The 24015-nt window shown below is 38.1% G+C and carries 33 protein-coding genes and 1 tRNA gene; 5 read left to right on the forward strand and 29 right to left on the reverse strand.

The window, feature by feature from the left end; translation table 11 throughout:
- Nucleotides 1-73 precede the first annotated feature (73 nt).
- From DK857_RS02335 to ppiB, 7 genes are all read right to left on the reverse strand, one after another.
- On the reverse strand, nt 74-2236 hold the full coding sequence (locus DK857_RS02335) for an ornithine decarboxylase (protein WP_109401550.1): 2163 nt from the start codon (nt 2234-2236) through the stop codon (nt 74-76).
- Nucleotides 2237-2413: 177 nt separating this feature from the next.
- On the reverse strand, nt 2414-3439 hold the full coding sequence (locus tag DK857_RS02340; protein ID WP_109395565.1) for a mechanosensitive ion channel family protein: 1026 nt from the start codon (nt 3437-3439) through the stop codon (nt 2414-2416).
- Nucleotides 3440-3506: 67 nt separating this feature from the next.
- Entirely contained in the window at nt 3507-4766 is a 1260-nt protein-coding gene (locus tag DK857_RS02345) for an MFS transporter (RefSeq protein ID WP_109401424.1), read from the reverse strand.
- A 123-nt stretch (nt 4767-4889) separates the two neighbouring features.
- Nucleotides 4890-5957, reverse strand: a complete 1068-nt coding sequence (purK, locus tag DK857_RS02350) for a 5-(carboxyamino)imidazole ribonucleotide synthase (RefSeq protein WP_109401425.1) — start codon at nt 5955-5957, stop codon at nt 4890-4892.
- Nucleotides 5954-6475 carry a 5-(carboxyamino)imidazole ribonucleotide mutase gene (gene purE / locus DK857_RS02355; protein ID WP_075673942.1) on the reverse strand — a complete coding sequence of 174 codons (522 nt, stop codon included), beginning with the start codon at nt 6473-6475 and terminating at the stop codon, nt 5954-5956. The genes purK and purE overlap by 4 nt, the downstream gene beginning before the upstream one ends.
- Nucleotides 6476-6609: 134 nt before the next feature.
- Entirely contained in the window at nt 6610-7332 is a 723-nt protein-coding gene (locus DK857_RS02360; RefSeq protein WP_109395568.1) for a UDP-2,3-diacylglucosamine diphosphatase, read from the reverse strand.
- 12 nt (nt 7333-7344) lie between these two features.
- Nucleotides 7345-7839, reverse strand: coding sequence for a peptidylprolyl isomerase B (ppiB, locus tag DK857_RS02365; RefSeq protein WP_006533972.1), 495 nt, complete (start codon nt 7837-7839; stop codon nt 7345-7347).
- A gap of 375 nt (nt 7840-8214) precedes the next feature.
- On the opposite strand from ppiB, the gene cysS reads away from it, so the two are divergent.
- Complete coding sequence (cysS, locus tag DK857_RS02370) at nt 8215-9606, forward strand: cysteine--tRNA ligase (RefSeq protein ID WP_109401426.1); 1392 nt, start codon at nt 8215-8217, stop codon at nt 9604-9606.
- Between the two features lie 88 nt (nt 9607-9694).
- Here cysS and DK857_RS02375 read toward each other — a convergent pair whose 3' ends face one another.
- From DK857_RS02375 to folD, 4 genes are all read right to left on the reverse strand, one after another.
- Nucleotides 9695-10138, reverse strand: a complete 444-nt coding sequence (locus DK857_RS02375) for a hypothetical protein (protein WP_109395570.1) — start codon at nt 10136-10138, stop codon at nt 9695-9697.
- A 236-nt stretch (nt 10139-10374) separates the two neighbouring features.
- Nucleotides 10375-11316 carry a 1-phosphofructokinase gene (gene fruK / locus DK857_RS02380; protein ID WP_109401427.1) on the reverse strand — a complete coding sequence of 314 codons (942 nt, stop codon included), beginning with the start codon at nt 11314-11316 and terminating at the stop codon, nt 10375-10377.
- Between the two features lie 651 nt (nt 11317-11967).
- Nucleotides 11968-12180, reverse strand: a complete 213-nt coding sequence (ybcJ, locus tag DK857_RS02385) for a ribosome-associated protein YbcJ (RefSeq protein ID WP_109401428.1) — start codon at nt 12178-12180, stop codon at nt 11968-11970.
- A gap of 3 nt (nt 12181-12183) precedes the next feature.
- A complete protein-coding gene (gene folD / locus DK857_RS02390; RefSeq protein ID WP_109395572.1) occupies nt 12184-13056 on the reverse strand; it encodes a bifunctional methylenetetrahydrofolate dehydrogenase/methenyltetrahydrofolate cyclohydrolase FolD in 873 nt (290 codons plus the stop codon).
- 190 nt (nt 13057-13246) lie between these two features.
- Here folD and DK857_RS02395 point away from each other — a divergent pair.
- A tRNA-Arg gene (locus tag DK857_RS02395) sits at nt 13247-13323 on the forward strand.
- 21 nt (nt 13324-13344) lie between these two features.
- On the opposite strand, the gene DK857_RS02400 is transcribed toward DK857_RS02395, so the two are convergent.
- From DK857_RS02400 to DK857_RS02465, 15 genes are all read right to left on the reverse strand, one after another.
- Nucleotides 13345-14502 carry a tyrosine-type recombinase/integrase gene (locus tag DK857_RS02400; protein ID WP_109401429.1) on the reverse strand — a complete coding sequence of 386 codons (1158 nt, stop codon included), beginning with the start codon at nt 14500-14502 and terminating at the stop codon, nt 13345-13347.
- Nucleotides 14503-14930: 428 nt separating this feature from the next.
- Nucleotides 14931-15137, reverse strand: coding sequence for a DUF4060 family protein (locus DK857_RS02410; protein ID WP_109401431.1), 207 nt, complete (start codon nt 15135-15137; stop codon nt 14931-14933).
- Nucleotides 15138-15351: 214 nt separating this feature from the next.
- Nucleotides 15352-15726, reverse strand: a complete 375-nt coding sequence (locus DK857_RS02420) for a phage protein NinX family protein (protein WP_109401433.1) — start codon at nt 15724-15726, stop codon at nt 15352-15354.
- The gene (locus DK857_RS19190) at nt 15719-15895 is read right to left on the reverse strand and encodes a hypothetical protein (RefSeq protein WP_167394829.1); all 177 of its coding nucleotides are present in this window, start codon (nt 15893-15895) and stop codon (nt 15719-15721) included. The genes DK857_RS02420 and DK857_RS19190 overlap by 8 nt, the downstream gene beginning before the upstream one ends.
- A gap of 153 nt (nt 15896-16048) precedes the next feature.
- Nucleotides 16049-16210, reverse strand: a complete 162-nt coding sequence (locus tag DK857_RS19095; protein ID WP_157957586.1) for a hypothetical protein — start codon at nt 16208-16210, stop codon at nt 16049-16051.
- The gene (locus DK857_RS02425) at nt 16203-16424 is read right to left on the reverse strand and encodes a hypothetical protein (protein WP_109401434.1); all 222 of its coding nucleotides are present in this window, start codon (nt 16422-16424) and stop codon (nt 16203-16205) included. The genes DK857_RS19095 and DK857_RS02425 overlap by 8 nt, the downstream gene beginning before the upstream one ends.
- Entirely contained in the window at nt 16424-16990 is a 567-nt protein-coding gene (locus DK857_RS02430; RefSeq protein ID WP_109401435.1) for an ASCH domain-containing protein, read from the reverse strand. Before DK857_RS02430 ends, DK857_RS02425 begins: the two co-directional genes overlap by 1 nt.
- Nucleotides 16991-17025: 35 nt before the next feature.
- Nucleotides 17026-17373: a hypothetical protein gene (locus DK857_RS02435; RefSeq protein WP_109401436.1), complete on the reverse strand. Its 348-nt coding sequence runs from the start codon at nt 17371-17373 to the stop codon at nt 17026-17028.
- A gap of 38 nt (nt 17374-17411) precedes the next feature.
- Nucleotides 17412-17651, reverse strand: coding sequence for a hypothetical protein (locus DK857_RS02440; RefSeq protein ID WP_109401437.1), 240 nt, complete (start codon nt 17649-17651; stop codon nt 17412-17414).
- A 27-nt stretch (nt 17652-17678) separates the two neighbouring features.
- Nucleotides 17679-18497, reverse strand: a complete 819-nt coding sequence (gene recT / locus DK857_RS02445; protein ID WP_109401438.1) for a recombination protein RecT — start codon at nt 18495-18497, stop codon at nt 17679-17681.
- Nucleotides 18490-19308 (reverse strand): PD-(D/E)XK nuclease-like domain-containing protein, encoded by an 819-nt coding sequence (locus DK857_RS02450; protein ID WP_109401439.1) that lies wholly within the window; start codon nt 19306-19308, stop codon nt 18490-18492. Before DK857_RS02450 ends, recT begins: the two co-directional genes overlap by 8 nt.
- Nucleotides 19305-19559 carry a hypothetical protein gene (locus DK857_RS02455; RefSeq protein ID WP_109401440.1) on the reverse strand — a complete coding sequence of 85 codons (255 nt, stop codon included), beginning with the start codon at nt 19557-19559 and terminating at the stop codon, nt 19305-19307. The genes DK857_RS02450 and DK857_RS02455 overlap by 4 nt, the downstream gene beginning before the upstream one ends.
- Before the next feature lie 127 nt (nt 19560-19686).
- The gene (kil, locus tag DK857_RS02460; protein ID WP_109401441.1) at nt 19687-19869 is read right to left on the reverse strand and encodes a host cell division inhibitory peptide Kil; all 183 of its coding nucleotides are present in this window, start codon (nt 19867-19869) and stop codon (nt 19687-19689) included.
- Between the two features lie 81 nt (nt 19870-19950).
- Entirely contained in the window at nt 19951-20115 is a 165-nt protein-coding gene (locus DK857_RS19100; protein WP_157957587.1) for a hypothetical protein, read from the reverse strand.
- A 34-nt stretch (nt 20116-20149) separates the two neighbouring features.
- Nucleotides 20150-20419 carry a hypothetical protein gene (locus DK857_RS02465; protein ID WP_109401442.1) on the reverse strand — a complete coding sequence of 90 codons (270 nt, stop codon included), beginning with the start codon at nt 20417-20419 and terminating at the stop codon, nt 20150-20152.
- A gap of 125 nt (nt 20420-20544) precedes the next feature.
- Between DK857_RS02465 and DK857_RS02470 the strand changes: the two genes are divergently transcribed.
- A complete protein-coding gene (locus DK857_RS02470) occupies nt 20545-20958 on the forward strand; it encodes a coiled-coil domain-containing protein (RefSeq protein WP_109401443.1) in 414 nt (137 codons plus the stop codon).
- 25 nt (nt 20959-20983) lie between these two features.
- Here the strand turns inward: DK857_RS02470 and DK857_RS02475 are convergent, their stop codons facing one another.
- From DK857_RS02475 to DK857_RS02485, 3 genes are all read right to left on the reverse strand, one after another.
- The gene (locus DK857_RS02475; RefSeq protein ID WP_109401444.1) at nt 20984-21295 is read right to left on the reverse strand and encodes a hypothetical protein; all 312 of its coding nucleotides are present in this window, start codon (nt 21293-21295) and stop codon (nt 20984-20986) included.
- Between the two features lie 594 nt (nt 21296-21889).
- Nucleotides 21890-22267, reverse strand: a complete 378-nt coding sequence (locus DK857_RS02480) for a hypothetical protein (RefSeq protein WP_049264714.1) — start codon at nt 22265-22267, stop codon at nt 21890-21892.
- 270 nt (nt 22268-22537) lie between these two features.
- Nucleotides 22538-23221, reverse strand: a complete 684-nt coding sequence (locus tag DK857_RS02485) for a LexA family protein (RefSeq protein ID WP_073969828.1) — start codon at nt 23219-23221, stop codon at nt 22538-22540.
- Nucleotides 23222-23303: 82 nt separating this feature from the next.
- Between DK857_RS02485 and DK857_RS02490 the strand changes: the two genes are divergently transcribed.
- Entirely contained in the window at nt 23304-23513 is a 210-nt protein-coding gene (locus DK857_RS02490) for a helix-turn-helix transcriptional regulator (protein ID WP_049257589.1), read from the forward strand.
- A gap of 143 nt (nt 23514-23656) precedes the next feature.
- Nucleotides 23657-24001, forward strand: a complete 345-nt coding sequence (locus DK857_RS02495) for a hypothetical protein (RefSeq protein WP_109401445.1) — start codon at nt 23657-23659, stop codon at nt 23999-24001.
- Nucleotides 24002-24015: the final 14 nt, after the last annotated feature.

The raw sequence follows: 24015 nt of genomic DNA on the forward strand, positions 1-24015 counted from the left end.
CTTATAAATAGAGTTAAATAAAAATGCTGATGTTATTAAATATCAGCATTTTTTATGGGAAAAGATAAGATAATTATTCTTTTATAACATAAGCATAAATGCGCTTACTGCCATCATCTTCATCATAAATATAAACTCCTTGAAGCTCAGTTGAAAAACCCGGTAGCTGATTAATTGTGACTTCAAGTGCCTGAAAATAGCGTAAAACAGCACCATCCCAAATTTCACCAGGCACAGCACATAAAACACCAGGTGGATAAGGTAAAGCACCTTCTGCGGCAATTCTGCCTGCTAATTTATTTAAAGGTAAAAACTCAACATTACCACGAACGAACTCAATATTAGCTTGTTGCGGGCTTAGTGCTCGCTTAGGAAAATGATTTTTTCTAAACATCTGTTTTTGCAGTAACTTGATATTATATTTGACACAAATATCATGCATTTCCTGACAGAGTTGACGCAATGTATAACCCTGATAACGAGATTGATAGCGACGACAAACAGAAGGTAAGATTTGTTCTAATGGCACATCTTCAATTAAGTACTTTTCAAATTGAACAATCAAAGAGATTAAGCGATCAAACTTAGCTTGATGCTCGGCAGGAGTCAGTAAAAATAAGATTGAATTAAGGTCGCTTTTTTCAGGAATAACACCGTGCTCACGTAGATAATTTGCCAAAATAGATGCTGGCACACCAAAGGATTCATATTCCCCTGTATGAGGTTCGATACCCGGCGTTGTAAGCATTAATTTGCAAGGATCAACAAAGTATTGATTGGTGGCGTAACCTTCAAATGAGTGCCAATTATCATTAGGAATAAAATTAAAGAAACGCTGATCGTGAGCGATTTCATCTGTATCGTGATCTTGCCAAGCAAGTCCATCAACCACTTCAGGAATAAATGGCTTAATAAACTGACACTGTTTTAGTAATGATTTACGAGCTTCGATGCCTTGTTTTACGCAATTCATCCACATGGCTTCACCACTCTTACCCGAATGCATTTTTGCATTGACATCAAGAGCCGCAAAAAGGGGATAAAATGGGCTGGTGGACGCATGCATCATAAATGCATTATTCATGCGCTTATGGTTAACATAACGTGATTGCCCTTTAAGGTGCGCATCTTTTTTATGTATCTGCGAGGTTTGTGAAAAGCCTGCTAATTGTTTATGAACTGACTGAGTAACTAGAATACCGGGATCGTCTTTATTAAGTGTGAGTAACAAAGGGGAACACTGTTTCATCATCGGAATGAATTGCTCATAACCAACCCACGCAGAATCAAATAAAATGTAATCACAAAGATGACCAATTTTATCGACAACTTGTCTTGCGTTGTAAATCGTACCGTCATAAGTACCCAGTTGAATAACGGCTAAGCGAAAAGGGCGCTTATCAAATTGGCGTTCTGGCGTAATTTCTGCGATTTGTTGGCGTAAATAGCCCTCTTCAAAGCAATGTGCATCTATACCCCCGATAAATCCAAAGGGATTACGAGCAGTTTCTAAATAAATAGGTGTCGCTCCGGCTTGAATTAACGCGCCATGATGATTGGATTTATGGTTATTTCTATCAAATAGCACTAAATCATTTGGTGCCAATAAGGCATTTAAGGCAACTTTATTAGAAGAGGATGTTCCATTTAAAACAAAATAGGTTTTATCGGCATTAAACACTTGCGCTGCGAAAGTTTGGGCATCATAAGGCGCACCTTCATGAATAAGTAAATCACCCATTTCCACATCAGCATTGCAGAGATCAGAGCGAAATAGATTCTCACCAAAATATTGATAAAACTGTTCGCCTGCAGGATGACGACGGAAAAATTCTCCGCCTTGATGGCCGGGACAATCAAACGCGACGTTCTTTTCGGCAACATAATTCACTAAGCGTGAAAAAAATGGTGTTGTCAGACTCTTTTCATATTGCTGCGCAGCTTCATTAATTAACGTACTATTTTTTTGATGCGCACTTTTATCTGTAATTACAATCCCTGAAACTTGATTAAGTAATTCAGCACTGACTGTATCATTAAGATTAACTGCAATAAATACGGGGAGTTGAAAGCCTGTTTGATGAATGCGATATAGTTCGCCAGACTCAATATCTGACAATGACAAAACTACTGCTGACACTTGCGTTAAATTTGCATCAACAATATCAACAATCGGACGTTCACAATAAAAATAGTGTGAAAGAGTAGGGTGACACGCCAACTTCATTTTTTTCATTATACTCGCGTTTTTATCAATAGAAGAATTGGCGAACAATATACTTGGTTGTGAATGTGATTGAAATAAATTAAAAGATAAATTAGGTGGTTTTATGCATTTGAAACGCATAATTCACCACTTTGGCAAGTGGGTGAATGGATAAGTTTATGAGAAAATAAACTTATCCATTTTGTATTATTGGGTAATTGGAGAAGGTTTTTCGATATAGACCGTTTGAGATGGAAAAGCAAAATCAGCGCCATGTTTATGCACAATCTCAATTATCTTTAAATAGACTTCTTGCTGAGCTTCAAGCCACTGCGCCCATACTGTTGTTTTAGTAAAACAATACACCATGATATTGAGTGAAGAGTCTGCAAATTGATTAAAATAGACTAACAAAGTTTGTTGTGTATCGATTTTGTCATTTTGCATCAGCATGGTGCGAATATCTTCAACGATCACGCCAATTTTATCTGAATCTTCGTAACGTAAACCGAGTTCAGTTTCAATACGTCGATTAGTCATTCTTCCCGGGTTTTCCACACTAATAGAGGAAAAAATTGAGTTAGGAATATAAAGTGGTCGATGATCAAACGTGATAATTTTGGTAATACGCCATCCAATTTCAACTACTGTTCCTTCAATATTACGATCAGGAGATCGAACCCAATCACCAATATTAAAAGGACGATCGAAATAGAGCATGACCCCTGAGAAAAGATTACTTAATACATCTTTACTTGCCATGCCAATGGCGATACCACCTAATCCGCCAAATGTCATTAAGCCGGATAAGCTCATACCAAAATGCTCACCGAACAATAAAATGATAATGACAAATAGAGTGATTTTAAATATGCGAGAAATAATACGAGCAGAAGTAGGGTCACTACCTTTTTTAATTTGAACTTTTTCTAATCGATTAATTAGTAAGAAAAACTTTCTCATTAAAATTAATGCAATGCCGACATAGGTGAAAAAATTAATCATCCTAAAGGAGATAAAGTGGAGATTAAAATCGACCACGGCCATTTCACAATATTGGCTTAAGATAAGCACTAAACTACAAAGCAAGATAGCTTGGCTGATATGAATAATAATATTTCTGCGGCGTTTTTTCTTTTTGTCATGAAAAAAAGATACGGCGACAAAACCAACAAAACAGGCTAAAGCTATGCCAACACCTATTGAGTATTTTATTATTAATGCATCATTCATCAGCTTAATGTCTCCTTAGAAAATGCGTTCTTATAATACGAAACTCACTATCTTGCTTATTTAATGGTTACTTTTCTTGTTCACTTGCATGCTGAAATTTAGGATAGACTGGTGGTTTCATAAACAGTGTTATCGCTAAAATCAGTAAAACAGGGATGGTTAAAATCAAGAATGCAGGTGTAAAACTACCTGAAATATCTTTGATTGCTCCAGCAAAGAAAGGTGCTAAACAAGCCAGTGTTGAAATTAAATTCATCACTGAAAATAGCTCAAGGTAAGGAGAGCGGCCAAAATAATTAGCAAGTAAAATACTTGATGCTAAGAATGTCATGCCATAACCGATACCGACACAAACCGTAAATAAGATCAGGTAAACCCAAGAATTAGCCATGCTTAGTGCGAGCAACCCAATGATAATAATACTTAAGCTTGCGATAAGTAATTTTTTAGGTTCTAACCATTCACCAATAGCTCCACCAGCTAGGCGCGAGAAAGCGTTAATAAATGCCATACTACTCAATAGTGTTGCGGCAATGGTTTCACCAAAACCATTTTCAATAATATGTGCAACAGCAAAACTATTGACCGTGATCCCACACCATAAAAAGGCTGTATAAGTCGCAGCAATAACATAAAATTGCCATGTTCTTAAAGCATGACGAGCCGTCCAAATCTCTTTAGTTTGATAGATACGTTTTGTGGTTTGAAGTTGGCTAATTTTTTTTGCGTGCTCTTGCTCTTTAGTGCCTTCGCGTAAAAATAAAATAGTGAGAAGAGTAACGACAGTAAGTGTGATCGCTGAAATAAGCCAGTGCATTCGCCATGTATGCCATAAATGGGTTGCTAAAAAGTAGATCCAAGGCCCAGCAACACCACCTAATCCACCAATGGTAAAATAAACACCAAAGGCAAAGGACTGTTTTTCAAATAAGCGGGAAATAACATAAGTACCGGGTACGGTAGCCAGTAGCGTAAAACCAATACCTAGCAGTGCAGTACCGAGAAAATAACGTGCAATAGTGTATGTTTCATAAAGAAAATAGAAACCGCTGACAAAAATGATTAATCCGATAAGAAGTGTAAGACGAACACTTAATTTACGGATCAGCAATGTAGGTAAAAAACTTGCAAGACCGCAGGTTAATCCTAATAACGTAAAGCCAAGGCCTGCTTGAGTCCAGTTCCACTCTAGCTCGTTTATCATACTAGGAAGAACAACGCCTAAAGAAGTAAATGTGGTTGCGGTAGCTAAAAAATACACAAAGCCCAATAATATCAGCATACTCCACTGATAAACGGGCCCAAAAATCTGTTGCGTGGCTTGCATCCTGACTCCATCAAATGGGTGCAGTAACCTGAATAATCAGGAGAAAATAGCGAATAACAGACCTCATTATTTAAGGTCTGTTCGTTTAAAGGCTATTATTCTCTAACTTTATGAGTCGGACTGCTAGCTTAATTTTTCTAAAGCCCATTTGATAGGGTATTGATAAGCATCATCAAGCATCAAGCTTAAGGATTTGAGCGTCTCTTTCAGTGGTTGATTATCGCGATGTACAAGATTGAGATGACCCACTTTGCGGACAGGGCGAACTTCTTTTTCATACCAATGTAAATGAACTAATGGTAATGAAAGCCATTGAGGGTTGACATCAGTACCAATCAAATTAACCATTACAGCCGGTTGGCAAACTTCAGGTTTTGGCATAGGTAAATCTAAAATTGCACGTAGATGTAACTCAAACTGGCTAATTGAGGCCCCATTTTGTGTCCAATGACCACTGTTATGAACTCGAGGGGCTAATTCGTTAATAAGTAATTTATCACCAACGATAAAGCACTCCATCGCCATTACACCTACATAATTGAGCTTATTAAGGATGGCGGTCAGCATTTTTTCAGCTGATTGTTGTAGTTTTGACGCAGGTGTTGGTAAGGCGACACTCATGCGTAAAATGCCATCTTGATGCAGGTTGTGAGTCAAAGGGTAGAAAACACAATTTCCGTTACTATCTCTTGCACCTACTAATGACACTTCACCTGAAAAAGGAATACCTTGCTCAACAATACACTCACCATAAATTTCAGCAGGTAATTGTTGTTCTTCACCGGGATGAATTCGCCATTGACCACGACCGTCATACCCACCAACACGGCGCTTCACAATAATAAAATCACCCAATTGAGCGAAGATATCAGGCCATTGTGTTGGTGATGTTAATGGTTGCCAAGGTGCTGTTGCTAAACCTAGCTCATCAAGGAGTTGTTTTTGAGGTAATCTATCGGCAAGCAATGGGAAAATGTCACGGTTTACAAAATTAGTATGACGTTCTAATTCTTTGGTGAGTGCAGTTTCAGGCCAGCGTTCAATTTCAGCTGTGATGATGCTTTTTTGATAAGGAACTGCTTCAGGTTCTGCATCTAATCCCACTGGATAAACTGCAATTCCTAAAGGTTCACCGGCTTGTCTTAGCATTCGCCCTAGTTGGCCATTTCCAAGAACACAAACTGGCTTCATAGTGCCTCCCTTGGATCAGGGTTATTTAAGACATCATCAGTTTGTGCAGTACGCCATGCTGTTAGTGCTTCAAAAATAGTAGGGGAGTGTAATGCTAAAATTTGAGCGGCTAATAAAGCGGCATTGGCGGCACCAGCTTTACCAATCGCTAAGGTTCCCACAGGAATTCCTTTCGGCATTTGTACAATAGAGTAAAGGCTATCAACACCGCTTAATGCTGCACTTTGAACAGGAACACCTAATACAGGGACGAGTGTTTTTGCTGCGAGCATACCCGGTAAATGGGCAGCACCGCCTGCTCCGGCAATAATGACATCAAAGCCATTACTTTTGGCTTGTTCTGCAAAGCTAAATAGCTTATCAGGGGTACGGTGTGCAGAGACAATCTCAACATGATAAGGAAGTTGTAGTGCGTCTAGTACATCAGTGGCATGAGACATTGTTGCCCAGTCACTTTTAGAGCCCATTACAATAGCGATACGAGCGGAAGAGGTATTTAGACCAACTTGAGAAGACATTACTTAACTGCTCCTGTAAGCATAAACGGATATAGCCTAATAAACTGAGCATGATAGTATCACGCTAATACGCATAGGAAAACGTTTGCGTAAAGAAAAAATAGCCTTTTTATGTAGAAAATAAGCAAAACAACTTAGAAGGGAAAATGAATAAGTTCTATTTTTTCAGCCGTTACTTTAAACATAGAACCTTCAGTATGCCAAGCACCTAATACACCACGATAATGTATTTTATCATCAATATTAACAGTATGAATTGCTGGACGATGAGTATGACCATGGATCATCCATTCTGTATTGAAATGCTTAAAAGTATCAATCACTGCCTGCGGATTAACATCCATAATAGCATCAGACTTATACTGATTTTCGTGCTGGCTACGTGAACGCATTTTGTCAGCGATACGCAGTCGAATAAATAGAGGCAGTTGTAAGAATAAGCGCTGAATAAATTTATTATGCACTTTTTTACGGTAACGTTGATACGCTTCATCATCTGTACAAAGTGTATCACCATGCAAAATTAGGATGCGATGCTTCTCAATTTCGAGTACTTTTTCTTGTGGAAGTAAGGTGATACCACTCTCTTTTGCAAAACGAGAGCCAATTAAAAAATCACGATTTCCATGAATAAAATAACAAGGTACTCCTGCATTTTTTAGCGTCATCAGAGCTTGAGCAATTTGTTGATGCAAAGGATTAGGATCATCGTCACCTATCCAAAAATCAAAAAAATCACCTAGGATATAAAGAGCTTTTGCATGAATAGCTTGTTCTTTTAAAAAGCGAAGAAAACCGGCAGTGGTTGCCGGTTCATGTTCACTTAAATGCAGGTCTGCAATAAAAAGCGTACACATAAAAAGTGAGGCTTATTCGCTAACCGTTACACTTTTAATGACGATATCTTCACGAGGAACATCTTGGTGGAAACCGCTACGACCTGTGGAAACAGCTTTAATTTTATCAACAACGTCCATGCCTTCAACAACTTCAGCAAAGACACAATATCCCCAACCATTTGCGTTTTCAGCACGGAAGTTTAAGAAATCGTTGTCTGCAACGTTGATAAAGAATTGAGCAGTAGCAGAATGTGGATCGTTCGTACGAGCCATTGCTAATGTACCGCGGTTGTTTGCTAGGCCATTGTTTGCTTCGTTTCTTACAGGCGCTTTGGTCGCTTTTTGGTTCATACCTGGTTCAAAGCCACCACCTTGGATCATAAAACCATTGATGACACGGTGGAAAATAGTGTTATCGTAGAATCCTTCTTTACAGTAGTCTAAAAAATTTTCTACGGTTGCAGGTGCTTTGTCTGCAAATGTATTAATCACGATATCGCCGTAATTGGTATGAAAAGTAACCATATTCAGATCCTAATATAATTTTAGCTTTACCCAGATTTGGGCATAAACAACAGTCCCGTTTTTATATCACAGTTGCCTAATTTAGTCAGTATGCATCTTTTTCTCGTTCTGATTTTTCTTGCTAAATAAATCAGTAATAGAGAAAAAAACACTTTTCGCTAAAATTTAGCCACATAACAGAAGTTTGATTGTTCACTATCAACGATTGAACAGTGAAAATAAGTGTTAAGCGGAGTAAGATAAAGGTACTAATCTTGAGTTTGCTTTGTCTTCAAGATCCAATATCCTAATAAACATTCATGTTATAGTAATTGTTATTTTCTTTTATATAAAAACGTAATAAACACGTACAGTTGAAAACGGGAACGTCCACTGATGCTAAAGATTTTTAATACTCTCACTCGCCAAAAAGAAGAATTTAAACCTATCCATGCAGGAAAAATAGGTATGTACGTGTGTGGCATCACTATTTATGACTTATGCCATATTGGTCATGGACGTACATTTGTGGCTTTTGACGCCATAACCCGTTATCTGCGTTACTTAGGATACGATGTTAACTATGTTCGTAACGTAACGGATGTGGATGATAAAATCATCAAACGTGCGATTGAAAATAATGAAACATGTGAGCAATTAACGACTCGTATGTTAGCTGAAATGCATAAAGATTTTGATGCATTAAATATTGCTCGCCCTGATTCAGAGCCGCGTGCAACACACCATATTGCTGAAATTATAGAATTAACAGAAGCGTTAATTAAACGTGGACATGCTTACGTTGCCGACAATGGCGATGTGATGTTTGCGATTGATACTGATCCTGATTATGGTTTACTTTCTCGCCAAGATTTAGAGAAACTACAAGCCGGTGCTCGTGTTGAAGTGGCTAACGTAAAACGCAATCCAATGGATTTCGTCTTATGGAAAATGTCTAAACCGGGTGAACCAAGCTGGGAGTCTCCATGGGGAGAAGGCCGCCCGGGTTGGCATATCGAATGTTCTGCGATGAATGGTAAAGAATTAGGACATCATTTTGATATTCATGGTGGTGGTTCAGACTTAATGTTCCCTCATCACGAAAATGAGATAGCACAATCAACTTGTGCCCATGATGGCCCTTACGTTAATTACTGGATGCATTCTGGTATGGTGATGGTAGACAAAGAAAAAATGTCTAAATCACTTAATAACTTTTTTACTATTCGTGATGTATTGGCTTATTACGATGCTGAAACAGTGCGTTATTTCTTATTATCAGGCCATTATCGTAGTCAACTTAACTACACTGAAGAAAACTTAAAACAGGCTCGTACTGCATTAGAACGCCTCTATACTTCATTACGTGGCACTGATGCAGATGCACAACCTGTGGGTGGTGAAACGTTTGAAGCACAATTTATTGACGCAATGAACGATGATTTTAATACACCAGAAGCTTATTCAGTTTTGTTTGATTTAGCTCGTGAAGTGAATCGCCTAAAATCAGTTGATATGAATGCAGCGAATGGCTTAGCCGCGGTATTACGTAAACTTGCTAAGGTATTAGGTTTATTAGAGCAAGAGCCTGAATTCTTCTTACAAAGTGGCGCTAAAGCAGATGATGCTGGTGAAGTTGAAAAAATTGAATCGTTAATTCAACAGCGTAATGATGCTCGTAAAAATAAAGATTGGGCTGCTGCTGATGTTGCTCGTGACGCATTAACAGCGATGGGGATTGTTTTAGAAGATGGTCCTCAAGGAACAGTTTGGCGTCGTAATAATTAATACAATGATTGAGTAGTTACACTTAATACATGTTTAATATAAAAATATCGGATATTTAATATCCGATATTTTTTGTCTGATGATTAATTTATTGACTAATAATACTAGTTTTTCTTTCGTTATCTTTTTGTTTATCTTCAAAATAAGAAATCACATTTTCAGAGAAAAAAAGCCGATGTGTTAAGATAACGATAATAGAAAAAACAACAAAGCCAATCTCTGACATATTTGTTAATGACATCGAAATACTAAGCATAAAAAAGAGCGAAATAGATAAACATACCCATGAAATTTTCAAAAAAGAGTAAGCATTTCTACTATTTCTAGCTAGTTTTATCCATGCTGTAACTTGCATTATCATTGTTATAATTAGACACAGCATGATGAAAAAACCCACTAGCATTGTTTGGCCGCCACCCATTGCCATTGCTAATAAATAAATTGGTGCCCCGGCAACTAATATAAATAAACTTACACCTAAAAATAATACCGAAATAACTTGGATCCATAAAAGTACTATGGGCCTTTCCATAACTTCTCCTAAAAACAGAAATAAGTTTTTATTGGCTTTAGAATATCTTTATCAAATTTTATTAAAGTGAAGTTTATCGAATAAATAGAAAAAATAAAGTTTGATTTAATAATAAATAAATATTAATCAATTTAAGAGATTCTATTTTAGAGCTTTATAACATAGCGTTAATATATTTAATGAAGGCAGTGGTAATTCTACTTAATATTATTCAACTTACCACCGAATGTTATTACTTATAATTTTAGAGGAGTTAATTCTACTTCTGCCATCATTTTTGCTAATTGTTCACGATCGTGAATACCAACATTGGTTTGGCTTACAGCAAGCGCAGAAACAGCAGTAGCTAGACGTAAGGTGTGCTCACTGGTTTGTCGCATCATTAAACCATAAATTAAACCACCCACCATTGAATCTCCAGCACCAACTGTACTTACAACATCACATTTAGGTGGTTTTGCCATCCATGCACCTGATGCATTTACCCACATAGCACCTTGTTCACCTAATGAAATAACAACATGGGCAATACCTTGCTGACGTAATGTTTGTGCCGCTTGTACAACATCAGAAAGTTCAGGTAAAGGTCTGCCTGCCCAAATCTCTAATTCATGATGATTAGGTTTAACTAACCAAGGAGAGGCTTTTAATCCTGCGACAAAAGCATCTCTGCTACTGTCGAAGATCAAGCACATACATTCGCGACGTAAGCGTGTCATCCACGCAGTGAAATCATTGAGATCAACACTCGGGGGAACACTACCGCTGACACAAATCATATCAAATTGACCCGCCCAACTTAGCGTGTCGTTAACAAAGCGAGTCCAGTCTTGTTTTGTGATTTCAAAACCTGAAAAATTGAAGTCAGTCACTTTGCCATTAGGCTCTGTGAGTTTGACATTAATACGAGTACGGCCTTCAACCATTTGAAAACGGTTAGCGATACCGGAGTCACTGAACTCTTTTTGGAATCCATCTTGGTTTTCTTTGCCTAAAAAACCGCCAACAGTAACATCAACGCCAAGGCTTTTTAAAACCTTAGCCACATTGATGCCTTTACCAGCAGCATGGAAGCCAGCCGTTTTAACACGATTAACTTCACCAAGTTCAATGGGATTACTTAAACCAACAAGATCATATGCAGGGTTAAGTGTGATGGTTGCTACTCTGCGTTTCATGCTAGTTCCTTACCTTAAATAAAAGAACAGGCATCGGTTTTTGCTGTAATTTAGCAAAGACAGAGATACCTTGAGTGGGTAAGTCGAGCATAAAATCTCCTGTTAGATAAAGGGCAAGAAAGACTTAAATATCACAAAATAACAACTAAAATAGTGCTGTTAGGCTGAATCGTTTCAAATTATAACCTGTAATTTAGTACAAACAATGTTCTTTTGCCTAATGAAAGTAGAAATAAATTAGATCTAAATCACATTTAAGGGCATTTAAACATGAATAAACGGATAAAAATATCAATAAAAAGGGTTGTTGCTGAAGTTTTACAGTAATGGTTAAAAAGTGTTATCCATATATAAAATAATAACTTATAGCATTTCTTTTTATCTGTTTTTTTATAAAATGTACAATTTGCTGAACTGCGAAAGGAGATTATAACCATAGATCGGCTTAAAAATGATGATCTAAATTTAAATAAATTAAATTAAATTTTATTATTTTATTTTAATTCAATTGGTTATATTGATTTTTCTTTTTGGAATATGACTAAATAAGAAAAAAGAGGGAGAAAATGCGAATTAAAGGCAAAAAAGGATTAAAAAGAAAAAAGCGAGGCTAAGATAGCGACGCTTTTTCAATATTAATTAATTTGCTGATTATTTGCTGACGCTAACGGAAAACTCACCAAAGGTGACCACTTTTCCTGCAACAATTTTACAGCGTTTACGGGTTTCAACTTCGCCGTCAACACTCACTAAACCTTCAGCAATGACACTTTTAGCAGAAGCTCCGCTTTCAGTCCAACCTTGAAGTTTTAATAAATCACAAAGCTCGACATAGTCATGCCCATCTAATTGAAATGTTTCCATCGATTAATTATTTCCTGTTTCAGGGTCGTGATACTCTTCGCATGCTTGCAAAGTATTTTGAATAAGTGTGGCTACTGTCATTGGACCTACACCACCAGGGACAGGAGAAATCCAGCCCGCACGTTGAGATGCTGCCTCAAAATCAACATCCCCGACAACTTTACCACTTTCAAGACGGTTTATACCGACATCAATCACGATTGCACCCGGTTTAATCCACTCACCAGGAATAAAGTTAGGCTTACCTACCGCCACAACAACTAAATCCGCGTGCTCAACATGAAAGCGCAGATCTTTAGTAAAACGGTGAGTAACCGTTGTTGTACAACCCGCAAGTAATAGTTCTAAGCTCATCGGGCGACCAACAATATTTGATGCACCAATAATAACGGCATTTAAGCCATTCATAGGAATATTACAACGCTCTAGTAGTGTGACAATACCACGAGGTGTGCAAGGGCGTAATTTAGGTGCTCGCTGGCATAGGCGACCGATATTGTAAGGGTGAAAGCCATCCACATCCTTATCAGGATGAATGCGTTCTAAAACCTTAACATTATCAATTCCGGCAGGTAAAGGGAGCTGAACGAGGATACCATCGATGGTGTTGTCTGCATTAAGCTGGTCGATAAGATTTAATAAATCAGCTTCACTGGTAGTATCTGGTAAATCATAGGAGTGAGAAATAAAGCCTACTTCTTCACAAGCGCGACGTTTACTTCCAACATAAATCTGTGATGCTGGGTTATCACCCACTAAAATAACAGCTAAACCAGGCGCTCGTTTTCCTGTATTAATACGTTGTTTTACTTTTTCTGCAACTTCACTTCTGATGGTCTGCGCAATCGATTTCCCATCTATAATTCTTGCTGACATCTATACATCCAAATTATTCAATTACGGTATTGGTCTATTTTGTCAGATCAAGAGCAATCTGTCAGTCGAATACTTGCCATATTTTGACCATATAGTTTGATATCGTTGAAAAAGCGTTGACTCTCAGAATGTTGAACGTATAATTCACACCCGTTATCAGCAGTGATTGCTGACGTCTAAGTTCCTCTAGGCGCCCTTAGCTCAGTTGGATAGAGCAACGGCCTTCTAAGCCGTAGGTCACAGGTTCGAATCCTGTAGGGCGTACCATTTAAAATCAAACGCTTACATTCATTTTAGATTCTCTACTTTTCTCAAGTGGGACGGATTTGGGACGCAAGTGCCAAAAATACTGTCTATTTGCTTTGCATGTTCAGTTAAATGATTGGGAGCTAGGTGTGCATACCTTCTAACCATATCAACTGATTCCCATCCGCCCATTTCTTGCAATACTGAAAGCGGAACTCCGGACTGAATTAACCAACTCGCCCACGTGTGGCGCAGATCATGAAAGCGGAAGTTTTCTATTCCTGCTCTTTTTAACGCTGCCCTCCATGCCGTGTTAGAATCAACTCGCATTTTCCTAACGCTTGGCGTTAATGTTCCGTCTTGTCTCTTCTTTGATTCAGTATGAACAAATACCCATTTGTGATGGTTTCCTATTTGCTCCTTAAGAACCTGACAAGCAGTGTCATTTAAAGCAACACCAATTGCTTGGCCTGATTTGCTATCCTCTGGGTTTATCCATGCAACTTTCCTTTGCATATCAATTTGACTCCACTCTAAATTGATAATATTTGATCGCCTTAATCCAGTGGCTAATGCAAATGTAACTACGGATTTCAGTGGTTCAGGGCATTCTTGAATCAGTCTTTTAGCTTCATGATGCTCTAACCACCGAACCCGCTTTTCTCTGATTGTTGGAACTTTGATAACTGGAGATTTTTCTAACCATTTCCAGTCACGTTCAGCAGCTCTTAACAGAGATTTCATGATGGCGAGATGCTTTGCCTTGGTGGCATTGCTGACAGGAATATCAGTAAATGCAGGAATTTCCTTTCCCTTTCTTTTTGCTGATCCAACTTGTTTTTCCCATCGCTCCCTTGCTTTTCTGTTTACCATCTTATTGATAACGGAATATATTTTTGCTTCTGTAATATCCTTAAGTCGGTATCCTTCAAAGTGATCTAACCAAAAAGAAAGCCGACCTTTATCGTCATCCAGTGATTTTTTGTCCGCTTTCTCTTCAATCCATCGAACTATAGCCTCTTCGAAAGTAACATCAGGGAAGTCACCAAGACGTTCTATGCGCCATAACTCGACCTTTCTTGTGTCGTGCAACTCCTGCGCGAGCTTCTTGTCCTCTGTGCCAAGAGATTCCTTGATTCTTTTACCGCTTGGCGTCGTGTAGTTTCCGTACCATATTTTACCTCTTCTGAATAAAGACATGACTTTCCCTCTCGTGTCTCACCAGCGTTCACTGGTATATTGTGAATTGATTTATTAGCTGCCGCAATACACGCAGCTCTCGTAAATAGATATGGTGAGTTTTTCTTTGATGGATCCTTTCTTGTGTATGCAATCAATCCTAGCTTGCACCAACGAGAAAGGGTATCTTCTGATATACCAATAAATTCCGCAGCTTCTTTTCTAGGTATGGTTATTCCTTCCATTCTTCTCTTCCTTTTGCAGATTTCTGATGTATTGGCACATAACATCTTTGGTATTGTACTTTGTGTGATTTAATGGTTTAAACTTCGGTGTGTATTTATCGAGGATCTGAGTGGTTAGTTTGTCGTTTGGTATTCCATGGCTTCTTAGTTCGATTAAGCATTCCTTTGCTATTTGTCGTCGCGCGTTTTCCATTGCTTGTGCATTCATAGCCTTTGCCTTTTATTACGCAAAGTGACCATATATGATTTACGACAGTTTTCTATTTCGACTGGGTAGATATTCTTTCCTATCTTTATTTTGTGGCTAACGATTATTCCTGTTCTATTATATTTCTTTTTATGGGCTTTCAGTGCCTCATTAATAGCAATCCTTTCTATGGGTGTGACTTCACCGAGAATTATTAATCTCATAATTCACCTATGCTATTTTCCATTCATTTAATATTCTATTGCCGATATTAATTATTAAACCCTATATCCTTTAACCGATATATTCCCGTTTTTCTTTCTAACTATCCATACTTGCATATCATTAAGAGAATAAGCACATTCTTTATATTTAAGGTCAATGAAATTAGATAAGCACCAATGTGAGTATGCAATTAATTCAACATCATCTTTATTTTTAACTGTTGTTGTTATTCTCATTCTCCGCATCCTTGATTAATAGAAATAATTCCATAGCCTTGCGATAAAAATTATCATTGTAATTTTCCAATCCATTCCACACGCTTAACTCTGGGTATTTAGCGCAACTAACATCCCACGCTATTCCATCATGAGTTATAGATATGAGGTTATCTTTAATAATCGGCATTGCGTCAGATGGGTTATTGCAGGGGTCGAATGTGCCATACACATTGTACTCATCGGTATCACCTAAAAATCCAATTAACTCTACCGTTTTTGCATGTTCGTTGAGATTGTAATCACATGGCAAATAATGACTAGCAACCTTTTTATTAATCTCGAAGTCAGATAGTTCGGTGTATTTATTCATTATCAGCCTCTAATATTTCATTAATAGTATTTCTGATATCAATTAAGTCTTGTTTTGTAACGTCCATATTCCAAGATGGAGTATTTAAAATAAAACAATCCTTTGTTGTAGGTTCAATTTCAATGCAATCTTTGTAATTTTCTAGTCCAGCATAATATTTATCTTTCATTCCATACCTCTCCACAAACAACCTCAATATTCTTCACTGACATTAAATATTCAGCACGTTTATTGCATTCCGATTGCGTGTATATATCTTCCGTTACAGGTACAGCAGAACCCTGTATTAGCATGAGTAATACATATCCGATTATTTGCATGGTTATTTAGTTTTATATGTGTGGGCTACTTTGAATTTAGAGTTTAAGCTATTAGCTCTTTTTTCCGCATCTACAATTGAAATAAATCCTTTTTCAATCATATTTCCATTTAATAAAATAACTGGTTTGCCGTTAATTATTTCTGCCTTATATTTATCATTCATTTTTTATTTTCACTCCATTGCTGATTAATATATCCGCGCATACGTCAAAGCCTGTATTTACCCCATCTTCATATGAGTAAAAGCTTGGTTGGAATTTATATGGTAGCTCGACCTCCAAACTCTCGCGTGATGCTTGCCATATATCAAACGGAGAAATATCGTATAAATCCTTTCCGTCAGACCATTCTTCAAACTGCTGTCTTGATTTATCCATCACTCCACCTTTCTAAACTCAATAACCCACGCCCACGGATTAGATGACCAACTGTCAAAACCATAAATTGATTCCCACAACTTTGAAAAAATATACTTGGACAATACCGAAATATTGGTGATACCTTCAGCAATAGCATCTTGTTCACTTATATCCTGCAGTCGCTCTACGCGAACATTAGTAATTTCTAACGTAATGCGCGAATATCTACGAGGCATGTGTATAGATGGAGTCCACTTAATTTCTTCATACCATCCTTCCTCTAAATCAGATGGTTTATGTGTAGCTTTATATGCAATTGTTGATTCCGTGCATACCCCTGTTTTAAATGTTTCACGAACCCAAAGGCGATCACCAACCTTGCCAAGAGGACAAGGAAACCAACCGCTGGTATCGTTATGTAAATCGCCAGCCCATCTGAAATTAAAATCATCCTGTTGTACGGAAATAGTTTCTCCTGATAGTGTGCAAGGCTGGTTGTTCATTACTCTACGAGTTTGAGTTTTACGCCCATCGAGAATGGCACGAACCATTTCAGCATTAAAAATAATTCCACGCTCTTTCATATTCATTCCTCTTCATTGCATCCCTGCGAGTTAAATTAAGCTGTCCGTAGCTTTTCGATTTCAGGGTAACGCGAACGAATTAATTTAAATGCCTCATCTAAACTAATTTCGCCCTCCATTCGCTTATCGAACTTATCGAACCAAGCTTGAATATCTTCTGAATTCCCGTCACTATCATCTAGGTCATCAAAGATGTTTACATCAGTTCCCCACTCTAACGCGCCAAGTAGCCAGTCCTTAGCTTCAATTGTTTTTCCTTTCTCGATTAAAAAGGATGCAATTTGAATAGTTAAGGAGAGCCTTACCATGATGCATACATCAATATTTGCCATTGCAGCTCTGCCTTGAAGTGCGTTAATTTCTTCTTTGAGTTTATCTGTCATATCTATCTCCTGTTTGCATCCTTGCACTGAGTCCGTGGTTAATTGATGTTTTTCTTTATTAGGTAGGAAAGAAAACGCAATGCTCGTTGATAGAATTCAGGTCTATCATCCCAAATGTTGTAGCCAGCATATCCAGTGTCGGATTCTGGTTTTTCAGATGGGTATTTCTTGAATATTCTCGCTTTGGCTTCAGCTTTAATCGCAGCTTCCTTGCTGAAATATCGCCTATTCCTAGCTGGCGAGTAATAGACTTTCACCACCTTAGTAGTTACAGGCATGGTTATATCCTTTGGTTAAACGGGCGGTTAGGCACCTTGACCTACTTCTTCAAACTCACCTTCAAATACAGATGAGTTTTCCTGATCGACATTAGCCTCTGCTTTTTCATCAAGAATGACTGCTTTTTGCATTTCAATAGAAACAGGTAGGTATTTAAAAAGACGGCGAATAACTGTTTTCTTCGCCATTTCTTCCCAATGAGAAACCCAAGGACCATTTTGTCCTGCCTTGCTTGACGTCCTTACTTTCTCAATTTGGTTATGCGTCATGACCTCAAACTGAACACCGCCATCTTTCAACCTTGCGACAGCGTAAACGTGAGTAATTGGTGAGTCCTCATTTTCACCCGGTACGTGCGTTAAGTTTTCATTCAACCCGTACTCAAAGTGGAAACTATCACCTTGTCTTACTGTTCTTGCCGAAATACTTACTATCTGACCTGAGCGACGAGCAAGATCAATCATTCCTCGGTAGCCGATAATTAACTGCGCATCAGTCCTGACAGTTACCCACTGATTACCTTGTTTTCTTTTTTTCTCGAAAGGTAGTATGTATGCATGCCCCAGTGCGTTACCAGGCTCTAATCCTAACTGCGAGCATTGAACCACAGCACCAACAAAACTTTGCATATCACAATTGGCTAATTCTGGCGTTTTTCTAATTTCCGTTGTCACAATGCGGATCATTCTATCCGGTGCCATGTGACGAGGAAGTGCAGCTGCTAATTGTGCTTTCATATTTGGCTTGTTAATAAACTCAACCAGCATTTGATCTTTGGTTTTTTCCCTTACCTCTGTACCTTGTGTTTTTTGTAAGTCAGCTTGAGCTAATGGTGGGTTACTCATTCCTTAATTCCTTAGCCCAGTAGGGCAGTGATAATGTGCGTATGCCTGCCCATTCGTCCGTTTTTAGGCATTCTGCATACGTTCTTAAATTTTGTTTGTAGGTTGTTCGACCAATATCTTTCGCTTGTTGGTCTAAATTGAAAACTCTAACGGGGTATCTACCACAGTCGATAGTCGTGCTTACAACGAGGAAGACAAAGACAGGGGATTCGCCTGTTAATGATTTATATCCATCAGAATAAAAAGAGTCCTGTACGTGGTAACGATATTCGTACATAGAGCGGTCAAATCGTTGAATGTCAGCGGAACTTTTTACATCAACAATCCAATGGTGATCTTGAATGAGCTTATCTGGTCTACAACGACAAAGAATATCCGTATCTTCATCATTCCAATAAATGCTACTTTCAGCTACTCCATTAGCTTCTAAGCACCATCTTGCGATAGGGTGTGCTATTGCACTATCTCTCATGAGCATCAACTTCCTGTTATCGTCATGAGTAATTGGTGTGATACCTTCTTTTTCACACATTTCGAGAAATTCCTTTTCCTCTTGCTTCCCTGCGTTTGTTCTACGATTTACATCAGGGCCTATCTTGTATCGCTTACTGTATTCATCTGGTTCTAGCAAAAGACAATGGATAGCAGTCCCGAAATCCAATACCTTTATTTTTTCTTCATCAACAGGGGCTTTCTTGCTCCAAATATATTCGGCCGGCATTTCGCTTATTAAATCCAACTGAGATTTACTGATCCCTAATCCATGGTGATAGTCCTCATTTGAAATGTCATAATAGATACCGGGTTTCATCCTAAAACCTCCTTATCTATACCAATCTGAATCGCTGTTTTAATTCCATTTAAAACCGCATCCAGCGCCTGAGGGCTAATTTCAAATACCGGGTTTAACTTCCTTGCTAAATCCATGCACAGTAGTTCTTCTGGTAGGCTATCCATAACCTCATCAACTGATATTTTCTCTTCCTGAGAATTAACAAACGCCTCTCGTTCCATTTGGCGTTCGTGCCAGTCGTTTCTGAGTCCGTATGCGTTGGTTAACATAAAACCCCCTTAGATAAACGCGCGCTCCTTGCGTGTGTTAATTTCGTTTTGAATCAGGCGGGTCTTTTCTTTGCTGATGCCCATTTTCCATTCGAAAACCAAATCATCTAATTGATCATCAGTTAGTTCAGACTCTCGTAATAGTGCGAATATCTGATGCTTTACGTGCTTCTGTTTTGCGTTCATTCTGTACTCCGTATGCTTTTTTTAATGTTTCGTTTGCTTCGCTCCATCCGTTCTCATCCTTGAGATAACGGGCAATTCCAGCTTTGCTTTGGGCTACACGTAATTTGTATTTATCAATATTCATGCTTACCTCTGGATGTGCGAAACCCTCACTTATCGATTGATAGCGATTGTTATTTGGTTTCTCTGGTGTTGGTGCGGTGGGTTACTGCTGAGGTATTTCTTTGATATCTAATTCCGTGATGTTTGCCTTAGCTCCAATTACTGCCCATAGATAAATGTGCTCTGCACAATCGCCTTCATCCTCTGCTTCAATATCTTTTTCCCAAGGCTTACCATTCCATTTGCAAGTTACTTTAAACATTGGCATGTCATACTCCCTCCGTTATTAACTAAACACGATGCTAGTCGCCTTCTGGATAAAGCATTTCCTGTAATTCTTCGGGCGTTGGTTTTTTCCAGTTTGTTATCTTCCCTGTTTCAATGTCGATGTCTAACATCAGATAATCACCGTAGTGGTCACCGGGGAAAAAGTTAGGAACATAGTAGCTATAGTTTTCTACTTTATTCCCGTTAGCATCAAGAATGTCACAGTTGAAGCTATCAGAAACTTTAATGCAGGTTCTTAGCGTTTTAATGTCAACCTTCGCTTTTGTATTTACTTCAATTTCCATCTCTATCTCCTATCTATTAATCAACTCACCAACCTATTGATAATCCACACTCTCGCAGTGGACGCGCTCATGCCCTTGAGTTCATGCCGCTCAATCGCCCCAACATAATTAAAAGGATTGAATTAATGGATGTAGGTTTATTTATTTCTTCGATTAAAAATGCCCTTGGTGCTCTTTCTACTGTTCAAACTAATGAGGTACTTAGAGAGAGAATCACTTTCATCTACGAGCAGATTGAAGTAATTCAAAAAGCCAACGAAGCCACCGAGAAAGAACTTGCCGAGCTTAAAATAAAGAACAGCGAACTTGAGAAGGAAGTAGCGAGTTATAGGGAAAAGGATCAATTTATCCAGCATATGGGAGCGACCTTTAGAAAAAATCCCTCTGGCGGCTACATTCGGGCTGTGTATTGTCCCAACTGTCTTAAATCTGTCGGTTCCTACTTTAATGATTTTCCGTTTCATTGCGAATCCTGTGGTTGGTCTTCCTCATTTGAGGGTGGAGAATTAGACTCTGTTATTTCATCAATTCCTGAGTAATCAACACTAAGCCCATCCGTGGGCTTTATCTCGCCGTAACCCCGAACTCACTGCTCGGCTGTTTTGTTTTAACTCCTGAAAATACTGCTACATTAGGTAAGCAACAGTTGTCTCCACTTGGATAATGCTTTGTTGGTTTGAGAGAGAGAACAGGGCGTTCTTTCTTCTCTTTCACTGAGTTAGCTTTAGCAATCTCTTCTTCTTTCAGTTTGTTAGCTCTGAAAGATGCATATCTAGCGTACTGGCGCGCTTTGAATGAGTTGCTGTTAACTTTCTTAACGCTAACTGGTGTTGGATTGCCTTTAAATTTCTTTGGTGGTTGATAGTAAATTTCCACATATCCTCCGTTATTCTTTTACTCACCATAGGTCACTCATTGAATGACCTATAATTAGTATTAAACACCTGACCTTGTCCGCCGCTTGCCCGAGAATGCCATGCCCCCTTGAAGGCTGGAGATTGTCGAGGAGCTGAGTTATGCAGATCTCTCCGCTCAACGCCAAGTGTGATATCCAAATTGTTAAAGAACATTAGGCTGTATTTCATGTTGCTTGCCTTTGATGTGATTAAATGTATACGATAAGTAGACGCATGTAAATACTAAATGTAGACATTTGAGATAAATAAAAGTCAACTATCTGTATTTTCAGATAATTTATTTTCAAATAAATCTCAGATTGGAATGCAGATCACTTCTTTGGAGGGGAGAGGGCACAAAAAAGCCCTCGCGGGGAGGGCTTTTTATAAATCTATGGGTCTACCAGTTATTACGCAACTTTTTTACTACGTTTAGTAGCTGCACGTTCTTTGATTTCGCTCATAATTTTTTCAAGCTTTAATGCACTGGCATATAATTTGTTTAATTGTGTCATAGTATGTTCCTCATCATTCCATCACATCTTGATTGATGCAGTGGCTTACCTCATTTAAGTTATTCAGGATTGTTCCACATTGGGGTTATCAATGTATTTTTTCTGATATCATCATGCGCTTTATTGCAAGCATCGATATTGAATTTCTCAACACCAATCAGCAAGGATTCAGCGTATAACAAACCTTGTTTTACATTTTGTAGGAGCATTCTGGCTGAAATTGCATTTTCATCATCGGAAGATAAAAGATGTTTTTCGTATGCATTCGCATATCCATTCATTTGAGAAACTAATTTTTTCAGTTGCTCAATTGATGGATCTGTTAACTCATGCATTCCATCAATACCAAATTCTACAAATAATTCAGTTAAATCGTTTAGTGTATTTCTAACAATATTAACTATTTTTTCAAATCGAGCCTGTTCAATTTCAGTCATATTAAATTCTTGCATTTGTAAATTTACATTTAAACCACAAGCAAAGGTGAAATAGAACTAAGCTTAAAAATTGTTCATACACTATATATAATGGTTCTAGCTCACTTTTACAAGTGATTCACTGGAAAAACTGTGAATAACTTTTCTTAGTGGAGCGATAATTTACACTATGTGAATATAAAAATTAAGATGTATTTCCCTTATTTATGATCGATTTATCAAAACCTGTTGATAAGGCGAAGAAAATATTTTTACCTTAATGTCCACACCCTAAAACGTGTCGTCAGGCCATTGTGACTTGATTACCTTACCTATGATTGTGCAGTTCCCGTTAATAGGGATCAGGTCATAGCGTGGGTTTAATGGCTCTAGATACTCAACTCCACCTTCTCTAATCAATCGCTTGAATGTGAACTCATCATTCAGTAGACGAGCAACACAGAAGTCTCCGAACTCCACCTCTTCCTCAGGATCAACCAAGATAAGCATTCCTTCTGGAAAACTTGGTTTACCTCCTGGTGGTGCTGTCATTGATTGACCTTCAACTTCTAACCAGAAAGAACGCTCACTGGCTTTCTTCGCTGTCGGTATCCACGACACAGCATCTTTCTGAGTATATGAGTTAAATTCTGTTGAGAAAGCGCCAGCCTGTACCTTAGTGAAGAGAGGGTATTCATATGTTGGCGGCTGATGACTAATATCTTCTTTTTCGATACTAATCGAGCCATCTGAATTAATAACTGCGTTATTTACACCAACAAATGCCAGTATTCCCGCTATATCATGCAGAGATGGTTCTCTCTTTCCTGTCATCCAATGGCCAACAGCACCCTTCGAAACCGAAAAGCGCTCAGCTAAATCATCATAAGTAATGCCTTTGTCCTTCATCAAGGATTTGGCTAGTTCGTACCATTTCATTTTCATACCAAGATTATACGTTATGTATACATATATGTGGACACACAAAATGTATACTTTAATGTTGAGTTATCGGATACTTTATGTATACTAACCTAATTGCAATAAGGAGGTTCTAATGAACAATTTAAGTCGATACAGAAAAAAATTGGGAATCACCCAAAACGACTTAGCCAAAGAGCTTGGATGTACAAAAGGAAATGTCAGCCATTACGAAAATGGTAGACGTAAAGCTGACTTAGACGTTTGTAGAAAGCTCGTTGTTTTCTTTAATCAAAAAGGTGTGAAAGTCACTATTGATGATTTATTTCCACCAAAAGTTGCTTAGCTTTACCCGCTCTTTAAAAATTCACGCCATGCCTTTTGACTTCAATCGGCAAACTATTATCAACAATCCGCTCATATGGAATGAGCCATGGATCATTACTGCTGTTCCCAATATGGGAAGTAATCTAAGAAGGAATTTAACAAATGGAACTATCAAAAACTATCAAAGTTGAATGTTCGTCAAATGAATTGATGAGCTTCTATCTAAAACAAATGTATTCAGTCGGAAATAACGGGCTGGCAAAAATGCTAGGCGTTCATCCATCAACTTCGAGTCGTGATAAAAATCGAATATTTGAGCTTGCTTGCAAAGCAATAACAGAGCTTGGATTGCCACCTGATTCAGTCGCTATTAGTGAGAAACCAACAAAGGTTGTCATTGAAGGTGATTACGCAGAGAGATTAATTCAGATGCTTGAAGGGAAGGGGAAGATTAAAAGAAAAACCTCAGCGGTAACTGAGGCTTCTCAACAAATGGACTTAATTTAACAACAACCCAATGA

This window comes from Proteus terrae, from assembly GCF_003144325.1.
Lineage (GTDB): Bacteria > Pseudomonadota > Gammaproteobacteria > Enterobacterales > Enterobacteriaceae > Proteus > Proteus terrae.

What these genes read in the sequence shown, in the direction of transcription:
- DK857_RS02335 (WP_109401550.1), bottom strand. Translation starts at nt 2,236, where the DNA reads ATGAAAAAAATGAAGTTGGCGTGTCACCCTACTCTTTCACACTATTTT.
- DK857_RS02340 (WP_109395565.1), bottom strand. Translation starts at nt 3,439, where the DNA reads ATGAATGATGCATTAATAATAAAATACTCAATAGGTGTTGGCATAGCT.
- DK857_RS02345 (WP_109401424.1), bottom strand. Translation starts at nt 4,766, where the DNA reads ATGCAAGCCACGCAACAGATTTTTGGGCCCGTTTATCAGTGGAGTATG.
- purK (WP_109401425.1), bottom strand. Translation starts at nt 5,957, where the DNA reads ATGAAGCCAGTTTGTGTTCTTGGAAATGGCCAACTAGGGCGAATGCTA.
- purE (WP_075673942.1), bottom strand. Translation starts at nt 6,475, where the DNA reads ATGTCTTCTCAAGTTGGTCTAAATACCTCTTCCGCTCGTATCGCTATT.
- DK857_RS02360 (WP_109395568.1), bottom strand. Translation starts at nt 7,332, where the DNA reads ATGTGTACGCTTTTTATTGCAGACCTGCATTTAAGTGAACATGAACCG.
- ppiB (WP_006533972.1), bottom strand. Translation starts at nt 7,839, where the DNA reads ATGGTTACTTTTCATACCAATTACGGCGATATCGTGATTAATACATTT.
- cysS (WP_109401426.1), top strand. Translation starts at nt 8,215, where the DNA reads ATGCTAAAGATTTTTAATACTCTCACTCGCCAAAAAGAAGAATTTAAA.
- DK857_RS02375 (WP_109395570.1), bottom strand. Translation starts at nt 10,138, where the DNA reads ATGGAAAGGCCCATAGTACTTTTATGGATCCAAGTTATTTCGGTATTA.
- fruK (WP_109401427.1), bottom strand. Translation starts at nt 11,316, where the DNA reads ATGAAACGCAGAGTAGCAACCATCACACTTAACCCTGCATATGATCTT.
- ybcJ (WP_109401428.1), bottom strand. Translation starts at nt 12,180, where the DNA reads ATGGAAACATTTCAATTAGATGGGCATGACTATGTCGAGCTTTGTGAT.
- folD (WP_109395572.1), bottom strand. Translation starts at nt 13,056, where the DNA reads ATGTCAGCAAGAATTATAGATGGGAAATCGATTGCGCAGACCATCAGA.
- DK857_RS02400 (WP_109401429.1), bottom strand. Translation starts at nt 14,502, where the DNA reads ATGTCTTTATTCAGAAGAGGTAAAATATGGTACGGAAACTACACGACG.
- DK857_RS02410 (WP_109401431.1), bottom strand. Translation starts at nt 15,137, where the DNA reads ATGAGATTAATAATTCTCGGTGAAGTCACACCCATAGAAAGGATTGCT.
- DK857_RS02420 (WP_109401433.1), bottom strand. Translation starts at nt 15,726, where the DNA reads ATGAATAAATACACCGAACTATCTGACTTCGAGATTAATAAAAAGGTT.
- DK857_RS19190 (WP_167394829.1), bottom strand. Translation starts at nt 15,895, where the DNA reads ATGAAAGATAAATATTATGCTGGACTAGAAAATTACAAAGATTGCATT.
- DK857_RS19095 (WP_157957586.1), bottom strand. Translation starts at nt 16,210, where the DNA reads ATGAATGATAAATATAAGGCAGAAATAATTAACGGCAAACCAGTTATT.
- DK857_RS02425 (WP_109401434.1), bottom strand. Translation starts at nt 16,424, where the DNA reads ATGGATAAATCAAGACAGCAGTTTGAAGAATGGTCTGACGGAAAGGAT.
- DK857_RS02430 (WP_109401435.1), bottom strand. Translation starts at nt 16,990, where the DNA reads ATGAAAGAGCGTGGAATTATTTTTAATGCTGAAATGGTTCGTGCCATT.
- DK857_RS02435 (WP_109401436.1), bottom strand. Translation starts at nt 17,373, where the DNA reads ATGACAGATAAACTCAAAGAAGAAATTAACGCACTTCAAGGCAGAGCT.
- DK857_RS02440 (WP_109401437.1), bottom strand. Translation starts at nt 17,651, where the DNA reads ATGCCTGTAACTACTAAGGTGGTGAAAGTCTATTACTCGCCAGCTAGG.
- recT (WP_109401438.1), bottom strand. Translation starts at nt 18,497, where the DNA reads ATGAGTAACCCACCATTAGCTCAAGCTGACTTACAAAAAACACAAGGT.
- DK857_RS02450 (WP_109401439.1), bottom strand. Translation starts at nt 19,308, where the DNA reads ATGAAACCCGGTATCTATTATGACATTTCAAATGAGGACTATCACCAT.
- DK857_RS02455 (WP_109401440.1), bottom strand. Translation starts at nt 19,559, where the DNA reads ATGTTAACCAACGCATACGGACTCAGAAACGACTGGCACGAACGCCAA.
- kil (WP_109401441.1), bottom strand. Translation starts at nt 19,869, where the DNA reads ATGAATATTGATAAATACAAATTACGTGTAGCCCAAAGCAAAGCTGGA.
- DK857_RS19100 (WP_157957587.1), bottom strand. Translation starts at nt 20,115, where the DNA reads ATGCCAATGTTTAAAGTAACTTGCAAATGGAATGGTAAGCCTTGGGAA.
- DK857_RS02465 (WP_109401442.1), bottom strand. Translation starts at nt 20,419, where the DNA reads ATGGAAATTGAAGTAAATACAAAAGCGAAGGTTGACATTAAAACGCTA.
- DK857_RS02470 (WP_109401443.1), top strand. Translation starts at nt 20,545, where the DNA reads ATGGATGTAGGTTTATTTATTTCTTCGATTAAAAATGCCCTTGGTGCT.
- DK857_RS02480 (WP_049264714.1), bottom strand. Translation starts at nt 22,267, where the DNA reads ATGACTGAAATTGAACAGGCTCGATTTGAAAAAATAGTTAATATTGTT.
- DK857_RS02490 (WP_049257589.1), top strand. Translation starts at nt 23,304, where the DNA reads ATGAACAATTTAAGTCGATACAGAAAAAAATTGGGAATCACCCAAAAC.
- DK857_RS02495 (WP_109401445.1), top strand. Translation starts at nt 23,657, where the DNA reads ATGGAACTATCAAAAACTATCAAAGTTGAATGTTCGTCAAATGAATTG.